A 19954-nucleotide genomic window follows, 5' to 3' on the forward strand; every position below is an offset into this window, starting at 1 on the left:
GCGGGCCCGCGCCTTGCGGCATGAGACGGGCCTGCACTCGCGGCAAGGAGCCGGAACATGGATTACTCGAAATCGGGCGGCGCGCGCTCGGGCAGCAACGCCCCGCGCTACGACCGCCACAAGGACGCGCCCAAGGGCAAGGCCGCCACTGCCGGCAAGGCAAGCAAGGCCGAGCTTCTGGCGCGGATGAAAGCCGCACAGAAGCAGGGCGAGAACACGCCCGAAAGCTGAGCGAAACCGGCGGATGCGGCCCGAAGGGGCTGCATCCGCCGTCCGCCGCCCAGGTCGGCGGCGCTGCCCGGGATTTTGCCGCCCTCACGGAAAAGCCGCCTTGCAGCCTCTGGCCCGCTTCGCCATGCTGCGTCGACCGGAGGGGGACGCGGTTGATTTCCGAAGCACGCGACCCCACCTAATAGCTCCGAGACAGGGGATGGCGGGAGCTGCCGGAGAACCGGGGCCGGGCCATCCTGCCAAGACGAAGGAATGCTAATGCAACAGCCTCTCAATTCCTCCTATCCCGTGCTGCCGCTGCGCGACATCGTCGTGTTCCCGCACATGATCGTGCCGCTCTTCGTGGGGCGCGAGAAGTCGGTGAAGGCACTCGAGGAGGTCATGGCCGACGACAAGCAGATCCTGCTTGCCGCCCAGATCGATCCCGCCGTCGACGACCCGACCGCCGACGGCATCTATCGCGCCGGAGTTCTGGCCAACGTTCTGCAGCTTCTCAAGCTGCCCGACGGTACCGTCAAGGTGCTGGTCGAGGGCCAGTCGCGCGTGAAAATCACCGAATATCTCGAGAACGACGAGTTCTTCGAGGCCAAGGCCGAGCACGTGGCCGAGATGCCCGGCGATCCCGCCGCCATCCAGGCGCTGGTGCGCACCGTCGGCGAAGAGTTCGAGCGCTACGCTAAGGTCAAGAAGAACATTCCCGAAGAGGCGCTTTCGGCGGTCTCCGAGACCACCGAGCCGGCCAAGCTTGCCGACCTCGTGGCAGGCCATCTCGGCATCGAGGTGGAGCAGAAGCAGGAGCTTCTGGAGACGCTGCCGATCAGCGAGCGGCTCGAGAAGGTCTATGGCCTGATGCAGGGCGAGCTGTCGGTGCTGCAGGTCGAGAAGAAGATCAAGACCCGCGTCAAGAGCCAGATGGAGAAGACCCAGCGCGAGTACTATCTGAATGAGCAGATGAAGGCCATTCAGAAGGAACTCGGCGATGGCGAGGATGGCCAGAACGAGGTCAACGAACTGGCCGAGCGCATCGAGGCCACGAAGCTGTCGAAAGAGGCCCGCGAAAAGGCCGATGCCGAGCTCAAGAAGCTGCGCAACATGTCGCCCATGTCGGCCGAGGCCACCGTGGTGCGCAACTATCTCGACTGGATGCTGTCGATCCCGTGGGGCACCAAGTCGCGCGTGAAGAAGGATCTTGGCCGGGCGCAGGACGTGCTCGATCACGACCACTACAGCCTCGAGAAGGTCAAGGAACGCATCGTCGAGTATCTCGCGGTGCAGGCGCGCAGCCAGAAACTCAAGGGCCCGATCCTCTGTCTCGTCGGCCCGCCGGGTGTCGGGAAGACCTCGCTCGGCAAGTCGATGGCCAAGGCCACCGGGCGGGAGTTCATCCGCATCTCGCTGGGTGGCGTGCGCGACGAGTCCGAGATCCGCGGCCACCGCCGGACCTATATCGGCTCGATGCCGGGCAAGATCATCCAGGCGCTGAAGAAGGCCAAGACCACGAACCCGCTCATCCTGCTCGACGAGATCGACAAGATGGGGCAGGACTTCCGTGGCGACCCGGCCTCGGCGATGCTGGAAGTGCTCGACCCCGAGCAGAACGGCACCTTCGTCGACCATTATCTCGAGGTGGAGTACGACCTTTCGAACGTGATGTTCGTCACCACGTCGAACTCGTACAACATGCCGGGGCCGCTGCTTGACCGGATGGAGATCATCCCGCTCTCGGGCTACACCGAGGACGAGAAGACCGAGATCGCCAAGCGCCACCTGCTGAGCAAGCAGATCAAGGCGCACGGGCTCAAGAAGGGCGAGTTCACCCTCACCGACGAGGCCCTGACCGACATCGTGCGGTACTACACCCGCGAGGCCGGGGTGCGGAACCTCGAGCGCGAGATCGCGCGTCTGGCCCGCAAGGCGGTGACCAAGATCGTCAAGAAGGAGTCCGAGAAGGTCACGGTCACGCCGGAGAACCTCGACGATTTCCTCGGCGTTCGGAAGTACCGCTACGGTCTGGCCGAGGACGAAAGCCAGATCGGCGTGGTGACCGGGCTTGCCTATACCTCCGTGGGCGGCGACCTGCTGCACATCGAGGCTCTGAAGCTGCCCGGCAAGGGCCGCATGAAGACCACCGGCAAGCTCGGTGACGTGATGAAGGAGAGCATCGAGGCCGCGTCCTCCTACGTGCGCTCCATCGCGCCGCAGATCGGGGTCAAGCCGACGCGCTTCGACAAGTGGGACATCCACGTGCACGTGCCCGACGGCGCGACGCCCAAGGATGGCCCGTCGGCCGGTCTGGCCATGGTGACGGCGATCGTGTCGGTGCTGACCGGCCTGCCGGTGCGCAAGGATATCGCCATGACCGGCGAGGTCACCCTGCGCGGCAATGCCTCGGCCATCGGTGGCCTGAAGGAGAAGCTGCTCGCGGCGCTGCGCGGCGGGATCAAGACCGTTCTCATTCCCGAAGAGAACGAGAAGGATCTGGCCGAGCTGCCCGACAATGTGAAGGAGGGGCTCGAGATCATCCCCGTCAAGCACGTGTCGGAAGTGCTCGAGATCGCGCTTCTGGGCAAGCCAGAGCCCATCGAGTGGGACGAGGAGGCCGAAGAGGCCGCCGCGGCGCTCGCCAAGGGTGACGACACCGCACCGGGCGCCACCGCGCACTGAGGCTGGACCAAAGCTAGAGAACAGACGGCGCCGCAAGCAATTGCGGCGCCGTTTTCCATTCTGACGAGCGTCGCGCGGCGGCGAAGGACCGGACCCCGGCGCCAAAAGCGATTGCGATGCCGTTCTCGTCTCTGCCACAGGCCGGGTGGCCGCCACGGGCTGTACCCGGTGCCGCGAGAGATAGCGGCGTCGTTCTCGTCTCTGCTAAGGTCCGGATGGCCGCGACAGGCCATACCACGGTGCCGCAAACGAAAAACGCCGAGCACAAGGCTCGGCGTTTCGATCAATTTGCGGAGGGGAGAGCTTAGCTGGTCTGGCCCCGCGGAGCGGCCGGTGCCTGCTGCGGGGCCGGTGCTGCCGCGGGGGCGCCTTTGCCGCGGGACGACAGCGGGTCGTCCTGACGCTGCACGGAGCCTTCGAAATGCGCGCCGCTCTCGATCGCGATGGTCTTGTGGATGATGTCGCCCTCGACCCGCGCGGTGGCGGTGAGGCGGACCTTGAGGCCGCGCACCCGACCGACGATGCGGCCGTTGATGACGACGTCGTCTGCGACGACTTCACCCTTGATGGTGGCGCTTTCGCCGATGGTCAGCAGGTGGGCGCGGATATCGCCCTCGACCGTGCCTTCGACCTGGATGTCGCCGGTGGTCTTGAGGTTGCCGGTGATGTGAAGATCGCTCGACAGCACCGATGCCGGCGGCTTGGCCTTCGGCTGCGCCGCGGGCTTGTAGTCGCCGGAGGGCGCGCGCGGCGTCTCGGTGGCCGGCTTCGGTGTGGTGTCCTCGGCCTTGTGGCCGGGCTCGTTGATCTTGCTCTTAGAAAACATCGTTTGCAGCCTTGATGTAGATCATGGGGTTCACAGGTTCACCTCCGACGCGAACCTCGTAGTGAAGATGCGTCCCGGTCGACCGTCCGGTATTCCCCATATCACCAACACGGTCCCCGCGCGAGACCCTTTGGCCGACCTTGACGCGGATTTTGGACATGTGGGCGTAGCGGGTCTCGATCCCGAACTCGTGCTTGATCTTCACCAGCCGGCCATAGCCCGACATCCAGCCCGCATGCGTCACGACGCCATCGGCGGTGGAATAGATCGGCGTGCCATGAGGTGCTGCGAAATCGGTGCCGGCGTGCAGGCGCCCCCAGCGGCGGCCGAAGCCCGAGGTGAAGCGGAAGGGATCCTTCAGCGGCGTCGCAAACGGCGCCTTCTCGGCGGCGATGCGGTAGAGGTTGAGCTTGTCCATCTCGCCAAGGATGCGGTTGGCGCGCTCCATGTCGGGCGAGGGCTGCTCGCTCCGGGTCGAGAAGGTCAGCGGTGTGAGCGGGCCACCCTGGCCGGAATAGCCGCGGCGGACCTCACGGATGATGCGGTCGGGATCCATCCCGGCATCCGAGAACATCTTGTCGAGCGGCTTGACCGAGACGGTCATCGCCTCTTCGAGCTGGCGGAAGATGCGGTCGTTCTTCTCTTCCATCAGGCGCAGCTCGGTGGCGATCTCGTCGGCGCGCACCAGCGCGTTCTGCGCATCGGCAACCACTTGGTCGCGCTCTTCGGCGGTGCGGGCGAGGGCATCGGCCAGCAGGTCGATCGTGCCGTCGGTCTCGCCGGCGCCGGCAACCGCAACGTCGCCGCCTTCGATCTGGGTCTCGAGCGCGGCGAGGCGTTCGTTCACGTCCTCACGCTCTTTCATGGTCTCGCGCAGCGTGGTCTGGATCACGTCGATGCCGGTTTCCAGCTCGCGCCGGCGCGCTTCGCTGTCGAGCAGCTTGCCCTGCATCGCCGAAACCTGTTCCAGCGCGGTGCTGAACCGTTCCTGCGCGGCGAGCGATTCCGTGGTACGGGTGTCACGCTCCTTCGAAAGTTCGTTGAGCCGGCGCTGATACGTGATCTGGTCGCGCTTGGCCTGTTCCCGGAAATTCCCGGCGCTGATGCTGTCCATCAGAAGGATCGCCGTGGCGACGATGGTCCAGGCGACCAGCAGGCCCGCTCCGAGAGCGGCGACCGCTTGCGTCTCCGACCGGAGCCGGATGAAGCGTGTGTCGGTGTCCGATTTCAAAAACACCCGACGTTCTGGAAAGACACGCTCTAGCAGCGCATGGGTCCTGATCGCGAAACGCGTTCTCACCGTGTTTGTCCCCTGTTCCCGTCCAAGTTCATCGCGCCGGTTCCCCACCCGACGACTTGGCACGGGGGTAAAGAGGCTGCGGCAAGATCGCAACAATTTTGGGCTTGGTGTTGTTTTAACGCGGCGGAATCGTGCTTGAATGGCGAAAATTCGCCGACAACAAGGGGTTCCGGGCGCTCAATATCCCGCCAGTGGTGCCTTCGGGCGTTCGCCTGCAAGCGATTACTCCTCGGCCAGCGGCCAGTAGAAATCGAGCGGCAGGCCGGCCTCGGCGCGTTTCTCGTCGTTGAAAGGCGGCTTCAGCGTGCTGTGGAAATAGCGCCGCACCAGGTCGTGGAACACCTCCTTCGGGTCGAGATCGTGGCGGCCGCAGAGGAAGTGGAACCACTTCGAGCCATAGGCCACGTGGCCCACCTCTTCGGCATAGATGGTCTCGAGCGCGGCGACGGCATCGTCGCTGCCGGCGCGGCGGAACAGCTCGATCATGCCGGGGGTGACGTCGAGCCCGCGCGCCTCGAGCACCATCGGCACCACGGCGAGGCGGCCCATCAGGTCCTCGACGGTGTCTTCGGCGGCGCGCCACATGCCGGCATGGGCGGGCAGCGCGCCATAGAAGCTGCCCTGCGCCTCGAGGCAGTCGCACATCAGGTTGAAGTGCTTGGATTCCTCGTCCGCCGCGCGCACCCAGTCATCGTAGAAGCCGAGCGGGAAGCGCGTGTCGGTGAAGCGCGCGATGATGTCCCAGTGCAGGTCGACGGCGTTGAGCTCGATATGCGCGACCGCGTGCAGCAGCGCGATGCGGCCCTTCTCCGAGCCGGGCTTGCGCTTGGGCACGTCGCGCGGGTCGCGCAGTTCGGGCGCCTCGGGCCGCGCCGGTCTCAGCGGCGGCGCGGCCTCGCCCAGCGGGATCGGCGTGCCGGCCTCACGGGCGTCGCGCCAGGCACGCGCATGGGCGTGGCTCAGCGCGGTCTTGGCGCGCCCGTCGGCGGTGGAGAGCACCTCCACCGCCATCTCGCTCAGCGTCTTGGTCATCGGGGCCTGTCCTTCCGGTCCGCGGGTCGTCGCTCAGAGCGCCTTGGCGGCCTCGAGCACCTCGGCGGCGTGACCGGGCACCTTCACCTTGCGCCATTCCTTGGCAATGTTGCCCTCGGCGTCGATCAGGAAGGTGCTGCGCTCGATTCCCATGAAGGTCTTGCCGTACATCTTCTTTTCCGCCCAGACGCCGTAGGCCTCGCAGACCTCGGAGCCTTCGTCCGACAGAAGCGGCACGGTCAGCGCCTTCTTCTTCATGAACTTCTCGTGGCTGGCGAGGCTGTCCTTCGACAGGCCGAAGACCTTGATGCCGGCGGCCTCGAACTCGGGCAGCAGCGCGCTGAACTCCTCGTTCTCCTTGGTGCAGCCCGAGGTGTCGTCGCGCGGATAGAAGAACAGCACGACGGGAGACGGGCGCAATGCAGAGAGGGTGACGTCGGCCCCTTCGGTCGAGGGCAGGGTGAAGTCAGGCGCAGTGTCGCTCATGTCGGAAGCTCCGGTCTTGTGGTTTCTTAATTCCTGACCTTCGGTGTAGAACGCCGTGACCATAAAGCAAAGCAACGGGCCCGACCGCCAGTGACCACAGACGACCACGAGACGCCGGACCCGGCCGCGCCACCGGCGCGCAAGCGGCGTCGCGGACTGCGCCTTCTTCTCGGCGGGCTGGCCGCCCTCATGCTGCTGGCGTTGCTGGCCGCGGGTGCAGCGCTGATGCTGGTCGGGCGGCCCATCTCCGCCCCGGACTGGCTGCGCGAGACCGTCGAGACCCGGCTCGGCGAGGCGTTGCCGGGCCTGAGCGTCGGCTTCGGGGACATTTCGGTGCTGGTGGAGCGCGACGGGATGGCCCGGGTGGTGCTCTCGGACGTGGACCTGAGGACCAGCGACGGCGTGCCGGTGGCGACGCTGGCGGATCTGCGCGCCCGGCTCGACTCGCTACCGCTGCTGCGAGGCGAGCTGCAGCTCGGGCAAGTGAGCCTCACCGGGGCCAGCATGAGCCTGCGCCGCGACCGCGAGGGCAGGGTCGGGCTGGCGCTTGGCGATGCGTTCACCCCGGGCACCAAGGCGCCCGACATTCCGACGATCATCGCCCAGATCGACGCGGCGCTGTCGGATTCGCGGCTCGACAGCCTGCGCCGCGTCGAAGCCGAGGCGCTGACCATCCGCTACGAAGATGTGCGCGCCGGGCGCGGCTGGACCGCCGATGGCGGCCGGCTGAGCCTGACGCGCGAGAACGGCACGCTGCGGTTCGCGGCGGACGTGGCCCTGCTCGGGGCCGGAGACGTGGCCGCGACACTGGCGCTGAACGCCGAGAGCGAGATCGGCTCGCAATCGGTCGAGTTCGGCATGAACCTCAGCGGCTTGCCGGCGCAGGACATCGCAACCCAGAGCCCGGCACTGGTCTGGCTCGGGGGCCTCAGGGCGCCGATCTCGGGAGCGCTGCGCGGCACCCTGACCGAGACCGGCGATCTCGGTGCGCTGAACGCGACGCTGCAGATCGGCGCCGGCGTGCTGCAGCCCAATGCGCGCACCCAGCCGATCCCGTTCGGGCTGGCGCGGACCTATTTCTCCTACGATCCCGTCGGTCAGGCGCTGAGCTTCGACGAGATCACCGTGCAGAGCGCCCTCGGCACGATGATCTCGAGCGGGCGCGCGGTGCTGCACGGGATCGAGAGCGGGTGGCCCGACGGCATGACCGGCCAGTTCCGGGTCAGTCGCTTCGAGGCCGATGCCGAGGGTCTCTTCGACACGCCGTTCACGCTCGACGGTGCCGAGCTCGACTGGCGGCTGAGCTTTGCGCCGTTCCGCTTCGAGCTGGGCCGGTTCCGCAGCACCGACCCCGATCTGCCGCTGCGGCTGTCGGGGGAGCTGAGCGCCGAGACCGAGGGCTGGCGGCTGGCGCTCGACGGACGTCTGGAGGAGATGGATCACGAGACGCTGCTCTCCTACTGGCCCGAGCGCCTGCAGGAGAAGCCGCGCAAATGGGTGGCCGACAACGTCGAGGCGGGCGGCATCGAGCACGGCATCTTCTCGGTGCGCATCGAGCCGGGCGAACGGCCCGAGACCTATATCGATGCGCGCCTCACCGGCGCCGAACTGACCTATGCCCGCACCCTGCCGCGTCTGACCGGCGGCGAAGGGCAGCTCACGATCTACGACCACCGTCTCGCGGTCACCGTCGAGGCCGGCAAGGTGATCCCGCCCGAGGGCGGAGAGATCGACGGCGCCGGAACCCGCTTCGTGATCCGCGACCTGCGCGAGAAGCCCGCGACCGGCGAGCTGACGCTGTCTGCCCGAGGCCCGCTTGTCGCGGCGCTTTCGTATATCGACAGCCCCAAGCTCGAGGTCATGCAGAAGGCGGGCAAGCCCGTCTCGCTGGGGGATGGCACTGTCGAGATCGGCGGCACCATCGTCATGCCGCTGATGAAGGGCGTGAAGCGCGAGGACATGAACATCGACATCACCGGCACGCTGAGCGACGTCTCGAGCGATCAGGTGCTGCCGGGCAGGTCCCTCAGCGCCGAGCGGCTGGCGCTCGCGGTGGGGGATGAGCGGGTGACGATCTCGGGGCCGGTGATGTTCGACGGCGTGCCCTTCGAGGGCAGCTGGTCGCAATCGCTCGAGCCCGGTGCCGGCGGGAAAGTCGAAGGCGAGGTCACGCTGTCCGAGCCGGTGGCACAGGCGCTTGGTCTGAAACTGGCGCCGGGAACGATCACAGGGCAGGGGCGCGCGGCGCTGACCATTGATCTCGCGCGGGGCGTGACGCCGCGCTTTGCGCTGCGCTCTAATCTGGCGGGGCTCGGCCTGTCGCTGCCGCAGCTCGGCTGGCGGCTCTCGCAGCAGCAGACCGGATCGCTCGAGGTGTCGGGAGCGCTGGGGCAGCCGGTGCAGATCGAGCGGCTGGCGCTCTCGGGCGCGGGGCTCGAGGCCGAGGGACGGGTGCAGCTCAACGCCAACGGCAGCCTCGCAAGGCTCGAGCTGCCGCGGCTGCGGGTCGGGGGATGGCTCGACAGTTCCGTCGTGCTGACCCCGCAGGGGCGCGGGGCGCCGCCCGCGATCAGCCTGAACGGCGGCCGGGTCGACATGCGCAGCGCGCCGTTCGGGCAGGGCGGCGGCGGTGGCGGCGCGAAGACGGGGCCGATGCAGATCCGCCTCGACAGCCTTCAGGTCTCCGACAGCATCGCGCTCACCGAGTTCGCGGGGCGGTTCGGCGATGCCGGGGGGCTGACCGGCGATTTCACCGCCGATCTTGGCCGGGCCGAGATCAGCGGGGCGGTGGTGCCGCAGAACGGCGGCAGCGCCATCCGCATCCGCGCCCGCGATGCCGGTGACGTGCTCTCGGGCGCGGGGGTGTTCCACAACGTCAAGGACGGCACCTTCGACCTGACGCTGGTGCCGGTGCGCGGTCAGGGCGGAACCTATGACGGTAACCTCGTGATCCGCGAGCCCCGCCTGCAGGACGCCCCCGCCATCACCGGGCTGCTGGACGCGATCTCGGTGGTCGGCCTGCTCGACGAGCTGAACGGCTCGGGGATCTACTTCACCGAGGTCGAGGCGCGGTTCCGCCTCAGCCCGCGGCAGGTGGTGCTGACCCGGTCAAGCGCCGTCGGCCCGTCGATGGGCATCTCGATGAACGGGGTCTACAACCTTGCCAGCAAGCAGATGGACATGCAGGGCGTGCTGTCGCCGATCTATATCCTCAACGGCATCGGCCAGATCTTTGCCCGCAAGGGCGAGGGGCTGATCGGCTTCAACTTCAACCTGCGCGGGCCCGCCGCCGATCCGGCGGTCTCGGTCAATCCGCTTTCGGCCTTCACCCCGGGCATCTTCCGTGACATCTTCCGCCGCCCGCCCCCGCGCGTCCGTCAGTAAGACCATTCCCCGAGAGGCCCCATGCACCTGAGCGATTTCGATTTCGATCTGCCCGACGCGCTGATCGCGACCCGCCCCGCCAACCCGCGCTCCTCGGCGCGGCTGCTGGTGGCCGAGGGCGACAGCCTCACCGACGCGGTGGTGCGCGACCTGACGCAGTGGCTGCGCCCCGGTGATCGGCTGGTGCTGAACGACACCAAGGTGATCCCGGCGCGGCTTTCGGGGCACCGCACGCGCGAGTGCGCGCAGGGCGTGACGCAGGCGCAGATCGAGATCACCCTGCTCGAGCCGCGCCCGGGCGGACTCTGGGCGGCGCTGGTCAAGCCGCTGAAGAAGCTGCGCGACGGCGAGACGGTGGTGTTCTCGGACGCGCTCTCGGCGACGCTCGAGGCGCGCGAGGAGGGGCAGGGGCTGTTGCGCTTCAACCTCAAGGGCGAGGATTTCGACGCGGCGCTGGCCGAGGCGGGCGCCATGCCGCTGCCGCCCTACATCGCCGCCAAGCGCGCCGCCGACGCGCAGGACAAGACCGACTACCAGACCGTGTGGGCCGAGCGGAGGGGCGCGGTGGCCGCGCCGACCGCAAGCCTGCATTTCGACGCGCCCCTGCTGGCGGCGCTCGAGGCGCAGGGCGTCCAGTTCACCAAGGTCACGCTGCATGTGGGGGCGGGCACCTTCCTGCCGGTCAAGGTCGATGACGTGACCACCCACAAGATGCACGGGGAGTGGGGCGAGGTCAGCGAGGCCGCGGCCGCCGAGATCGCGGCCACCAAGGCGGCGGGCGAACGGGTGATCCCGGTGGGCACCACGGCGCTGCGGCTGCTGGAGACGGCGGCGCGCGACAGCGGGGCCATCGCACCGTGGCAGGGCGTCACTGACATCTTCATCTATCCCGGCTTCACGTTCCGGGTCACCGACGCGCTGATGACGAACTTCCACCTGCCCAAGAGCACGCTGATGATGCTGGTCTCGGCGCTCATGGGGCGCGAGCGGATGATGGGCGTTTACCGACACGCCATATCTGAGCGGTATCGCTTCTTCTCGTACGGCGATGCGTCTTTGCTGATTCCTTAGGCGCTCTGTGCTTGCGTTTGGCGAGGCCTGATGCCACGGCTCACGCGAAACGGAATCGACGCCTCACCGCGTGGGCACGACGCAAGACGACGCACGAAGGAGAGCCGCCATGCTCGACGTTATCAAACATTCCTGGGCCCTGCTGCTCGGGATGTTGCTGCTGATGCTGGGCAACGGCCTGCAGGGCTCGCTGCTCGGTGTGCGCGGCAGCGGCGAGGGCTTCTCGGCCTTCTCGATGTCGGTTGTCATGTCGGCCTATTTCGCGGGATTCCTGATCGCGTCGATGGTGACGCCGGGGATGATCCGCCGCGTCGGGCACGTGCGGGTCTTCGCCGCGCTCGGCTCGTTCATCTCGGCGGTGCTGATCCTCTACCCGTCCTTCCCGCATCCCGCGGCCTGGACGATCGAGCGCATGATCATCGGCTTTTGCTATTGCGGGGTCTACGTGACCGCCGAAAGCTGGCTCAACAACTCGACCTCGAATGACAGCCGCGGGCAGGCGCTCTCGGCCTACATGATGGTGCAGATGCTGGGCATCATCGCGGCGCAGGCGATTCTGCTGGTCCCCGACCCCTCGGGCTTCCTGCTCTTCGTCATCCCGTCGGTGCTTGTTTCGATCGCGTTTGCCCCGATTCTGCTCTCGATCAGCCCGACCCCCGCCTTCGCGACGACCAAGCGGATGAGCCTTCGTGAACTTTACGGCGTATCGCCGCTTGGCTTCATCGGCATCTTCCTGCTGGGCGGCGTGTTTGCCGCGCAGTTCGGCATGGCGGCGGTGTTCGCGGCCGAGGCGGGCCTGCGGCTGACCCAGATCTCGATGTTCGTGGCGTCGTTCTATGTCGGCGCGCTGGTCACGCAGTATCCGCTGGGCTGGCTGTCGGACCGAATGGACCGGCGCCGGCTGGTGGCCATCGTGGCGCTTCTGGGGGGCATCGCCGCGGTTTTCGCCACCGCGATGACCGGCCAGTTCACCGTGCTTCTGGGCGCGGCCTTCGTGATCGGCGGGGCGTCCAACCCCCTCTATTCGCTGCTGATTGCCTACACCAACGACTATCTCGAGCATGACGACATGGCCGCGGCCTCGGCTGGCCTGCTGTTCGTCAACGGGGTGGGCGCCATCGCCGGCCCGATCATCACAGGTTACGCCATGCAGGTCTTCGGGCCGGGGGCCTACTTTGCCCTGATCGCGGTGCTGCTGCTGAGCCTCACGGGCTATGCCTTCTTCCGGATGACCGTGCGCGCGGCACCCTCGGTGGACGACACCAGCGCCTATACCGCGGTGTCGCCAAGCTCGTCTCCGGTCGCCGTCGCGGTGGCGCAGGAAGTGGCGATCGAGACCGCCGAGGCCGAGGCCGAAGCCGAGGCGGAAGCGCTGCGCGAGGCCTCCTGAGGGGCCTTGCCGCGCCGGAATGTCGTAATTGACAGAATAATTTACTTTTGCTCCCTTGGGCGCGGAATGTAACCTTTACATGACGCTCGGACAGGGGCGAAGCGAGAAGGAGCATGTGGCCATGCAGGGGCCCGAGGAGATACTGACATTCTGGCTCGACGAGGTCGGAGAGAAACGCTGGTATGCGCAGGACGAGGCGCTCGACGCCCGCGTGCGCTCGGAGTTCGAAGAGACCTGGGAAGCCGCGATGGAGGGCCGGTTCGGCCTGTGGTTGACCTACCCGAGCGGGGCACTGGCCTATATCATCCTGCTCGACCAGTTCCCGCGCAACATGTTCCGCGGGAGCGGACGCGCCTTCGCCTCCGACGAGATCGCGATGGCGGCGGCCAAGCAGGCGATCTGGCGCGGCTGGGATCTCAGGATCGACGAGCCGGCGCGGCAGTTCTTCTACCTGCCCTTGATGCACTCCGAGAACCTCTGCGATCAGGACCGCTGCATTCGCCTAATGAAGGAGCGGATGCCGGAAACCGGCGCCTCGAACCTTCTGCACGCCCGCGCCCACCGCGAGGTGATCCGCGATTTCGGCCGCTTTCCGACCCGGAACGCGGCGCTCGAGCGGGCCTCGACCGCGGCGGAGCAGGCCTATGTCGAGGCGGGCGGCTACGGCGAAACCATCCGCAAGCTTCAGGCAGAGGCCGCCTGATCCGCCGCGCCGTCAGGGCGCTGGCAATCAAGGCTTTTCATTCCGGCAGGGCCCGTGCGAAGGTGATCGCGCGGGCCCTTTCGCCTTGCGCGACACCGCGCAGGGCCGGTCCGGTACGGAGGAAAGCCGCTGCCCGAGAGTGCTTTGCGTTGAAGCAGTCCGGGAAATGGTTTAATGCCAAACTAATTTCACACGGACGGAGAGAGCCATGGCTTCGCAAAGCTTCGACATGATCGTGATTGGCGCGGGACCGGGCGGCTATGTCGCCGCAATCCGCGGCGCCCAGCTCGGGCTCAAGGTGGCCTGCGTGGAGCGCGAGCATATGGGGGGCATCTGCCTCAACTGGGGCTGCATCCCGACGAAGGCGATGCTGCGATCTTCCGAGATCTTCCACTACATGCACCGCGCCAAGGAATACGGTCTGTCGGCCGAGAAGATCGGCTTCGATCTCGACGCGGTGGTCAAGCGCTCGCGTGGCGTGGCCAAGCAGCTCAACTCGGGCGTCACCCATCTTCTGAAGAAGAACAAGGTGACCTCGATCATGGGCGATGCCACGATCACCGGGAAGGGCAAGGTCTCGGTCAAGACCGAGAAGGGCACCGAGGAACTCACCGCCAAGAACATCGTCGTGGCCACCGGCGCACGGGCGCGCGAGCTGCCCGGGCTCGAGGCGGATGGCGATCTGGTCTGGACCTACAAGGCCGCCCTGCAGCCCAAGCGGATGCCCAAGAAGCTCCTGGTGATCGGCTCGGGCGCCATCGGCATCGAGTTCGCCAGCTTCTACCATACGCTCGGCGCCGACACGACGGTGGTCGAGGTGATGGACCGCATCCTGCCGGTGGAGGACGAGGAAATCTCGAAATTCGCCAAGAAGCAGTTCGAGAAGCAGGGCATGAAGATCCGCGAGAAGACCATGGTCAAGAAGCTCGACCGCGGTCAGGGCAAGGTGACTGCCCATATCGAACAGAACGGCAAGACCACGACCGAGGAGTTCGACACGGTGATCTCGGCCGTCGGCATCGTCGGCAATGTCGAGGGGCTGGGGCTCGAGGAGCTGGGCGTGAAGGTCGAGAAGACCCACGTGGTGACCGACAAGCACTGCCGCACCGGCGTCGAAGGAGTTTATGCGATCGGTGATGTCGCCGGCGCGCCGTGGCTGGCCCACAAGGCGAGCCACGAGGGCGTGATGGTGGCGGAGCTGATCGCCGGCGGTCATCCCCACGCGGTCGATCCCGACAGCATTGCCGGCTGCACCTATTGCCACCCGCAGGTGGCGAGCGTCGGCCTGACCGAGGCGCAGGCCAAGGAGGCCGGCTACAAGATCAAGGTCGGCCGCTTCCCGTTCATCGGCAACGGCAAGGCGATCGCGCTCGGCGAGTCCGAGGGGATGGTCAAGACCGTGTTCGACGAGAAGACCGGGGCGCTGCTGGGGGCTCACATGGTCGGCGCGGAAGTCACCGAGCTGATCCAGGGCTACGTGGTGGGCCGCCAGCTCGAGACCACCGAGGAAGACCTTATGAATACCGTCTTCCCACACCCGACCCTGTCGGAGATGATGCACGAAAGCGTGCTCGACGCCTGGGGACGGGCAATCCACTACTGATCCCGCGCCCGAAGATTTTTCGTCCGAAAAATCTTCGGGCCCCGCACGACGGCAGAGGCCAAGACCTTTCGTACGAAAAGTCTTGGCCTTTTTCGTGATGGCTCAGCGGCGGGAGAAGAAGGCGGCGACGCGCGGGGCCAGCCAGTCCCAGAGCGCCGGGGCGCCGTGGCGGATCTTCGGCCCCATGCGGGCCTCGAACACATCGTGGCTGACGTTGTAATCGTCCCAGCTGCCGCCGCCGGAGGCGAGGTTGAGGTTGGGCGGCTGGAACCGGTCGAGCGACTTGGCAAAGCGCGCGTCCGGGGTCTCGTTGGCCTCGAACTCGTGCCAGAGCGCCAGAAGCTCTTCCGCCTGCGCCTGCGGCAGCATCCCGAAGAGCCGTGCCGCTGCGGCGCTTTCCTCGGCTTCCTTTGCGGCCTCGTCGACCTCGCCGAAGAACGGCGCGTCGCCGGCGTCGATCTCGACCAGATCGTGGATCAGCAGCATCCGGATCACCCGCTCGACCGAGATACTCTCGGGGGCGTGTTCCCCCAGCACCATTGCGAAGAGCGCGAGGTGCCAGCTGTGCTCGGCCGAATTCTCGAAACGTCCATCATGGATGCGGGTGGCGCGGGTGACGCTCTTGAGCCGGTCGGCCTCCATCAGGAAAGCCATCTGGGCGTCAAGGCGGGCGGATTTGGTCGGGGTCTCAGTCATCGGGCCGGTCTCCGTCGGTCATGAGGAGGGGGGACCGGCGCGCCCGGTCGGGCGCCTGTGTCGCGGGGCGGTCTCGGAGCGCCGGTCGGTGAGGAGGCTGCGCGCGCAGGCTGGGCAGGGCGAGTGCAAGGGGACGGCTGCTGCGATCTCGGCGACTTGCCTTTCGAAGCGTTCGCCGCCGGGAACCATCACGCCCTCGAGGGGTCCCCGGGCCGGCGTTTCGGCCGGCGCGCGGGGCGGGGTCATCGGCGCCGTTTCAGCGGCTGCTTTCGGTCAGGCGGCGCTTCACGTAGCCGGTGACGCCGTCGATCATAGTCTCCATGTGCGGCTCTTCGAAGAAGTGCCCGGAGCCCTCGATCTCTTCGTGGGTGACGGTGATGCCTTTCTGTTCCTTCAGCTTGCCCACCAGCGACGCGGTGTCGGCGGGCGGCGCCACGCGGTCCGCTGTGCCGTTGATGACCAAGCCCGAGGCCGGGCAGGGCGCGAGGAAGGAGAAGTCGTACATGTTGGCCGGCGGCGAGACCGAGACGAAGCCGGTGATCTCGGGGCGGCGCATCAGGAGCTGCATTCCGATCCATGCGCCGAACGAGAAGCCCGCGACCCAGCAATGCTTGGAGTTGTTGTTCATCGATTGCAGGTAATCGAGCGCCGAGGCGGCGTCGGACAGCTCGCCCACGCCCTGGTCATACTCGCCCTGGCTGCGGCCGACGCCGCGGAAATTGAAGCGCAGCACCGTGAAGCCCATGTTATAGAAGGCATAGTGCAGGTTGTAGACAACCTTGTTGTTCATGGTTCCGCCGAACTGCGGATGCGGATGCAGCACGATGGCGATCGGCGCATCGTTTTCCTTCTGCGGGTGGTAGCGGCCTTCGAGACGGCCTTCGGGTCCGGGAAAAATCACCTCGGGCATAGGTGCAATCTGCTCCTCAACACGCACCCGGCTTTCTTGACGAAACTGCTCAGGCACCTTAGAACGGTTCTAACTCCGGAGCGTGCTCCGGGTTGTCTTCGTTTGCAGATATGCAATTGGTCTGGCAAGGTCAATCTTTGCCGGTATGATGCGGGGTTGGCGCCGAATGCGCGAGAAAGACGATAGGGGGGCGGTGGCGTGAAGCTGAGTACCAAGGGGCGCTACGCGATGGTCGCGCTGACCGACATCGCGATGCAGTCGAACGGCGTTCTGGTGACGCTGGGCGATATCTCGAAGCGGCAGGACGTGTCGTTGCCTTATCTCGAGCAGCTCTTCGTCAAGCTGCGGCGGGCGGGGCTGGTCGAGTCGGTGCGCGGGCCTGGCGGCGGCTACCGGCTGGCGCGCCCGCCTTCGGAAATCCGCGTGGTCGATATCCTCGGCGCCGTGGACGAGACGGTGGACGCCATGCACAAGGGCGCCGGCGCGTCCGGCGGGACTTCGGGCAGTCGGGCGCAATCGCTCAACAACCGGCTGTGGCAGAGCCTCTCGGCGCATGTCTACGTCTTCCTGCACCAGACGCGGCTGTCGGACGTGGTCGACAATTCGCTGGCGCCGTGCCCTGCGGTGCCCTCGCTGTTCGCGGTGGTCGACGAGGCCTGACCGCGACGCGTCCCAGGGGGTCAGGGGGCGCTGCCCCCGTCCGCGTAAGCGCGGACTCCCCCGAGGTATTTTTGAACCAGAGAAGATCAGGGGCCGGACATGTGGCCCGGCAAGGAGCTTGACGTGACGCGCGCCTATCTCGACTGGAACGCCACCGCCCCGCTGCGGGCAGAGGCTCGGGCGGCAATGATTGCCGCGATGGACGTGGTGGGCAACCCGTCCTCGGTCCATGCGGAGGGCCGTGCGGCCAAGGGTCTGATGGAGCGCGCCCGCGGGCAGGTCGCGGCGGCGTTCGGGGCCGAGGGGGCGGACGTGATCTTTGTCTCCGGCGCCACCGAGGCGGCGGCGCTGGCCTGCGCGGGCCGGGCGCTCGTCGGCGCCCCGGTGGAGCATGATGCGGTGGCGGCGTGGATCGACCCGTCGCTGCCCGTCGATGGGCGCGGGCAGGTGCAGGTGAGCGATCCTGCGCGCACCGCGCTGCAGGCGGCGAATTCCGAGACCGGGGTGGTGCAGGATCTGCCGCAGGGGCTTGCGGCGGTGGATGCCACGCAGGCCTTCGGCAAGATCCCTTTCGCCTTCAACTGGGCCGGATGCACCGCGGCGCTGGTCTCGGCCCACAAGCTGTGTGGGCCGAAGGGCATCGGCGCGTTGGTGCTGCGGCGCGGCACCGATCTGCAGGCCCAGCTCAGGGGCGGCGGGCAGGAGATGGGGCGGCGCGCGGGTACCGAGAACCTGATCGGGATCGCAGGCTTCGGGGCCGCGGCCGAGGCGGCGGCGCGGGATCTCGAGCAGGGCGTCTGGGCGCGGGTCGAGAAACTTAGAAACATTCTAGAGAATGTGATTGCAGACGGCGCGGAAGAGACTATTTTTGTCGGAAATGACGCGCCGCGTCTTCCCAATACCTCCTGCTTCGCGATGCCGGGCTGGAAGGGGGAGACTCAGGTGATGCAGATGGACCTTGCGGGCTATGCGGTCAGCGCCGGGTCTGCCTGCTCCAGCGGCAAGCTGCGTCCGAGCCATGTGCTGCAGGCCATGGGCCATGACGAGGAGGCGGCGCGCTGCGCCATCCGCGTCAGCCTCGGGCCGCAGTCGACCGAGGAAGAGGTACTGGGCTTCGCCGAGGCCTGGCTGAAACACTACCGGCGGCGGACCGGCTGAGCGCCGCGAAACTGGCGCGAAGGGCTGCAGACGAGGGCCGGAGACCCTATATCTGGCGCAATGCCGGAGGAGACCGCGCCGTCGGGCGCACGAATTAGACCGCGCCATCAGGCGCAGGAGACAGACCGCGCCGATGGGCGCAGGAGACAGACCGCGCCGCCAGGCGCAGGACACAAACCGCGCCGCGAGGCGTGAGACCAGAACAGGCGGCGCCCGGAGCGCCGGTGAACGCACGAGACGCGCGCAGGTCGCGCGATGACAGGAGAGAACGCATGGCAGCCTTTGACAATGTGACGGTCAAGGAAGGTGTCGAGAAGGAGACCGTGGACGCGGTCGAAGCCGTCTCGACCTACAAGTACGGCTGGGAAACCGAGATCGAGATGGAATACGCCCCGATGGGCCTCGACGAGGACATCGTGCGGCTGATCTCGAGCAAGAACGGCGAGCCGGAATGGATGACCGAATGGCGCCTCGAGGCCTATCGCCGCTGGCTGACCAAGAAAGAGCCCGACTGGGCAATGGTCGAGTATCCGAAGATCGACTTCCAGAAGCAGTATTACTACGCCCGTCCCAAGAGCATGGAGACCAAGCCCAAGTCGCTGGACGAGGTCGATCCCAAGCTGCTGGCGACCTATGAAAAGCTCGGCATTCCGCTTAAGGAGCAGATGGTTCTGGCCGGTGTCGAGGGCGCCGAGGATGCTCCTGCCGATGCCAACGCGCCCGAGCGCAAGGTGGCCGTCGACGCCGTCTTCGACAGCGTTTCGGTGGGCACCACCTTCCAGAAGGAGCTCGAGAAGGCCGGCGTGATCTTCTGCTCGATCTCCGAGGCGATCCAGAAGCACCCTGAGCTGGTGAAGAAGTATCTCGGCTCGGTCGTGCCGGTGTCGGACAACTTCTACGCCACGCTCAACAGCGCCGTGTTCTCGGACGGCTCGTTCGTCTACGTGCCGCCGGGCGTGCGCTGCCCGATGGAGCTGTCGACCTATTTCCGCATCAACGCCGAGAACACCGGCCAGTTCGAGCGCACGCTGATCATTGCCGACAAGGGTTCTTACGTGAGCTACCTTGAGGGCTGCACCGCGCCCAAGCGGGACACCGCGCAGCTGCACGCCGCCGTGGTCGAGATCATCATCGAGGAAGACGCCGAGGTGAAATACTCCACGGTGCAGAACTGGTTCCCCGGCGACGAGGACGGCAAGGGCGGCATCTACAACTTCGTCACCAAGCGCGCGGATTGCCGCGGCGACCGGGCGAAGGTGATGTGGACTCAGGTCGAGACCGGCTCGGCAGTGACGTGGAAATACCCGTCCTGCATTCTGCGCGGCAACGAAAGCCAAGGCGAGTTCTACTCGATCGCCATCGCCAACAACCATCAGCAGGCCGACACCGGCACCAAGATGATCCACCTCGGCAAGGACACCAAGAGCCGGATCGTCTCGAAGGGCATTTCGGCGGGCGTGGCGCAGAACACCTATCGCGGTCTCGTCTCAATGCACCCGAAAGCCAAGAACTCGCGCAACTACACCCAGTGCGACAGCCTCCTCATCGGCGACAAGTGCGGCGCCCACACGGTTCCGTATATCGAGGTGAAGAACAACTCCTCGCGCTGCGAGCACGAAGCGACGACCTCGAAGGTCGACGACGACCAGCTTTTCTACTGCCGCCAGCGCGGCATGGACGAGGAAGAGGCCGTGGCGCTGGTGGTGAACGGCTTCTGCAAGGAAGTGCTGCAGGCACTGCCGATGGAGTTCGCCATGGAAGCGCAGGCGCTGGTCGCCATCTCGCTCGAAGGCTCGGTGGGCTGACGCACGGCACGGGTGGGCGGCACGCCCACCCCCTC

The 19954-nt window shown here is 66.8% G+C and carries 16 protein-coding genes; 10 read left to right on the forward strand and 6 right to left on the reverse strand.

Features of this window, described 5'->3' with window-relative positions; translation table 11 throughout:
• Positions 1-57 precede the first annotated feature (57 nt).
• A complete protein-coding gene (locus LCM15_RS00375; RefSeq protein ID WP_224852255.1) occupies positions 58-231 on the forward strand; it encodes a hypothetical protein in 174 nt (57 codons plus the stop codon).
• A gap of 258 nt (positions 232-489) precedes the next feature.
• On the forward strand, positions 490-2895 hold the full coding sequence (lon, locus tag LCM15_RS00380; RefSeq protein WP_224852256.1) for an endopeptidase La: 2406 nt from the start codon (positions 490-492) through the stop codon (positions 2893-2895).
• A gap of 304 nt (positions 2896-3199) precedes the next feature.
• Here lon and LCM15_RS00385 read toward each other — a convergent pair whose 3' ends face one another.
• From LCM15_RS00385 to LCM15_RS00400, 4 genes are all read right to left on the reverse strand, one after another.
• A complete protein-coding gene (locus tag LCM15_RS00385; RefSeq protein ID WP_224852257.1) occupies positions 3200-3721 on the reverse strand; it encodes a bactofilin family protein in 522 nt (173 codons plus the stop codon).
• Positions 3711-5021: a DUF5930 domain-containing protein gene (locus LCM15_RS00390; RefSeq protein ID WP_224852258.1), complete on the reverse strand. Its 1311-nt coding sequence runs from the start codon at positions 5019-5021 to the stop codon at positions 3711-3713. The genes LCM15_RS00385 and LCM15_RS00390 overlap by 11 nt, the downstream gene beginning before the upstream one ends.
• Before the next feature lie 222 nt (positions 5022-5243).
• Positions 5244-6053: a ferritin-like domain-containing protein gene (locus tag LCM15_RS00395; protein WP_224852259.1), complete on the reverse strand. Its 810-nt coding sequence runs from the start codon at positions 6051-6053 to the stop codon at positions 5244-5246.
• A 33-nt stretch (positions 6054-6086) separates the two neighbouring features.
• Positions 6087-6539 (reverse strand): peroxiredoxin, encoded by a 453-nt coding sequence (locus LCM15_RS00400; protein WP_224852260.1) that lies wholly within the window; start codon positions 6537-6539, stop codon positions 6087-6089.
• 90 nt (positions 6540-6629) lie between these two features.
• On the opposite strand from LCM15_RS00400, the gene LCM15_RS00405 reads away from it, so the two are divergent.
• From LCM15_RS00405 to lpdA, 5 genes are all read left to right on the forward strand, one after another.
• A complete protein-coding gene (locus LCM15_RS00405) occupies positions 6630-9923 on the forward strand; it encodes an AsmA-like C-terminal region-containing protein (RefSeq protein ID WP_224852261.1) in 3294 nt (1097 codons plus the stop codon).
• Positions 9924-9944: 21 nt separating this feature from the next.
• Entirely contained in the window at positions 9945-10994 is a 1050-nt protein-coding gene (queA, locus tag LCM15_RS00410; RefSeq protein ID WP_224852262.1) for a tRNA preQ1(34) S-adenosylmethionine ribosyltransferase-isomerase QueA, read from the forward strand.
• Positions 10995-11103: 109 nt separating this feature from the next.
• Complete coding sequence (locus tag LCM15_RS00415; protein WP_224852263.1) at positions 11104-12384, forward strand: MFS transporter; 1281 nt, start codon at positions 11104-11106, stop codon at positions 12382-12384.
• A gap of 121 nt (positions 12385-12505) precedes the next feature.
• The gene (locus tag LCM15_RS00420; protein WP_224852264.1) at positions 12506-13087 is read left to right on the forward strand and encodes a DUF924 family protein; all 582 of its coding nucleotides are present in this window, start codon (positions 12506-12508) and stop codon (positions 13085-13087) included.
• 208 nt (positions 13088-13295) lie between these two features.
• Positions 13296-14690, forward strand: coding sequence for a dihydrolipoyl dehydrogenase (lpdA, locus tag LCM15_RS00425; RefSeq protein WP_224852265.1), 1395 nt, complete (start codon positions 13296-13298; stop codon positions 14688-14690).
• Between the two features lie 102 nt (positions 14691-14792).
• Here lpdA and LCM15_RS00430 read toward each other — a convergent pair whose 3' ends face one another.
• Together LCM15_RS00430 and LCM15_RS00435 are read right to left on the reverse strand one after the other, a co-directional pair.
• Entirely contained in the window at positions 14793-15386 is a 594-nt protein-coding gene (locus LCM15_RS00430; RefSeq protein ID WP_224852266.1) for an HD domain-containing protein, read from the reverse strand.
• A 256-nt stretch (positions 15387-15642) separates the two neighbouring features.
• Positions 15643-16296, reverse strand: a complete 654-nt coding sequence (locus LCM15_RS00435) for an alpha/beta hydrolase (RefSeq protein ID WP_224852267.1) — start codon at positions 16294-16296, stop codon at positions 15643-15645.
• 198 nt (positions 16297-16494) lie between these two features.
• Here LCM15_RS00435 and LCM15_RS00440 point away from each other — a divergent pair, with 198 nt between their 5' ends.
• From LCM15_RS00440 to sufB, 3 genes are all read left to right on the forward strand, one after another.
• Complete coding sequence (locus LCM15_RS00440) at positions 16495-16956, forward strand: Rrf2 family transcriptional regulator (protein WP_224852268.1); 462 nt, start codon at positions 16495-16497, stop codon at positions 16954-16956.
• A 123-nt stretch (positions 16957-17079) separates the two neighbouring features.
• Positions 17080-18114, forward strand: coding sequence for a cysteine desulfurase family protein (locus tag LCM15_RS00445; RefSeq protein WP_224853038.1), 1035 nt, complete (start codon positions 17080-17082; stop codon positions 18112-18114).
• 272 nt (positions 18115-18386) lie between these two features.
• A complete protein-coding gene (gene sufB / locus LCM15_RS00450) occupies positions 18387-19919 on the forward strand; it encodes a Fe-S cluster assembly protein SufB (protein ID WP_224852269.1) in 1533 nt (510 codons plus the stop codon).
• The last annotated feature ends 35 nt before the right edge of the window (positions 19920-19954 follow it).

The sequence above is a fragment of the Salipiger bermudensis genome (genome assembly GCF_020171625.1).
Lineage (GTDB): Bacteria > Pseudomonadota > Alphaproteobacteria > Rhodobacterales > Rhodobacteraceae > Salipiger > Salipiger bermudensis_B.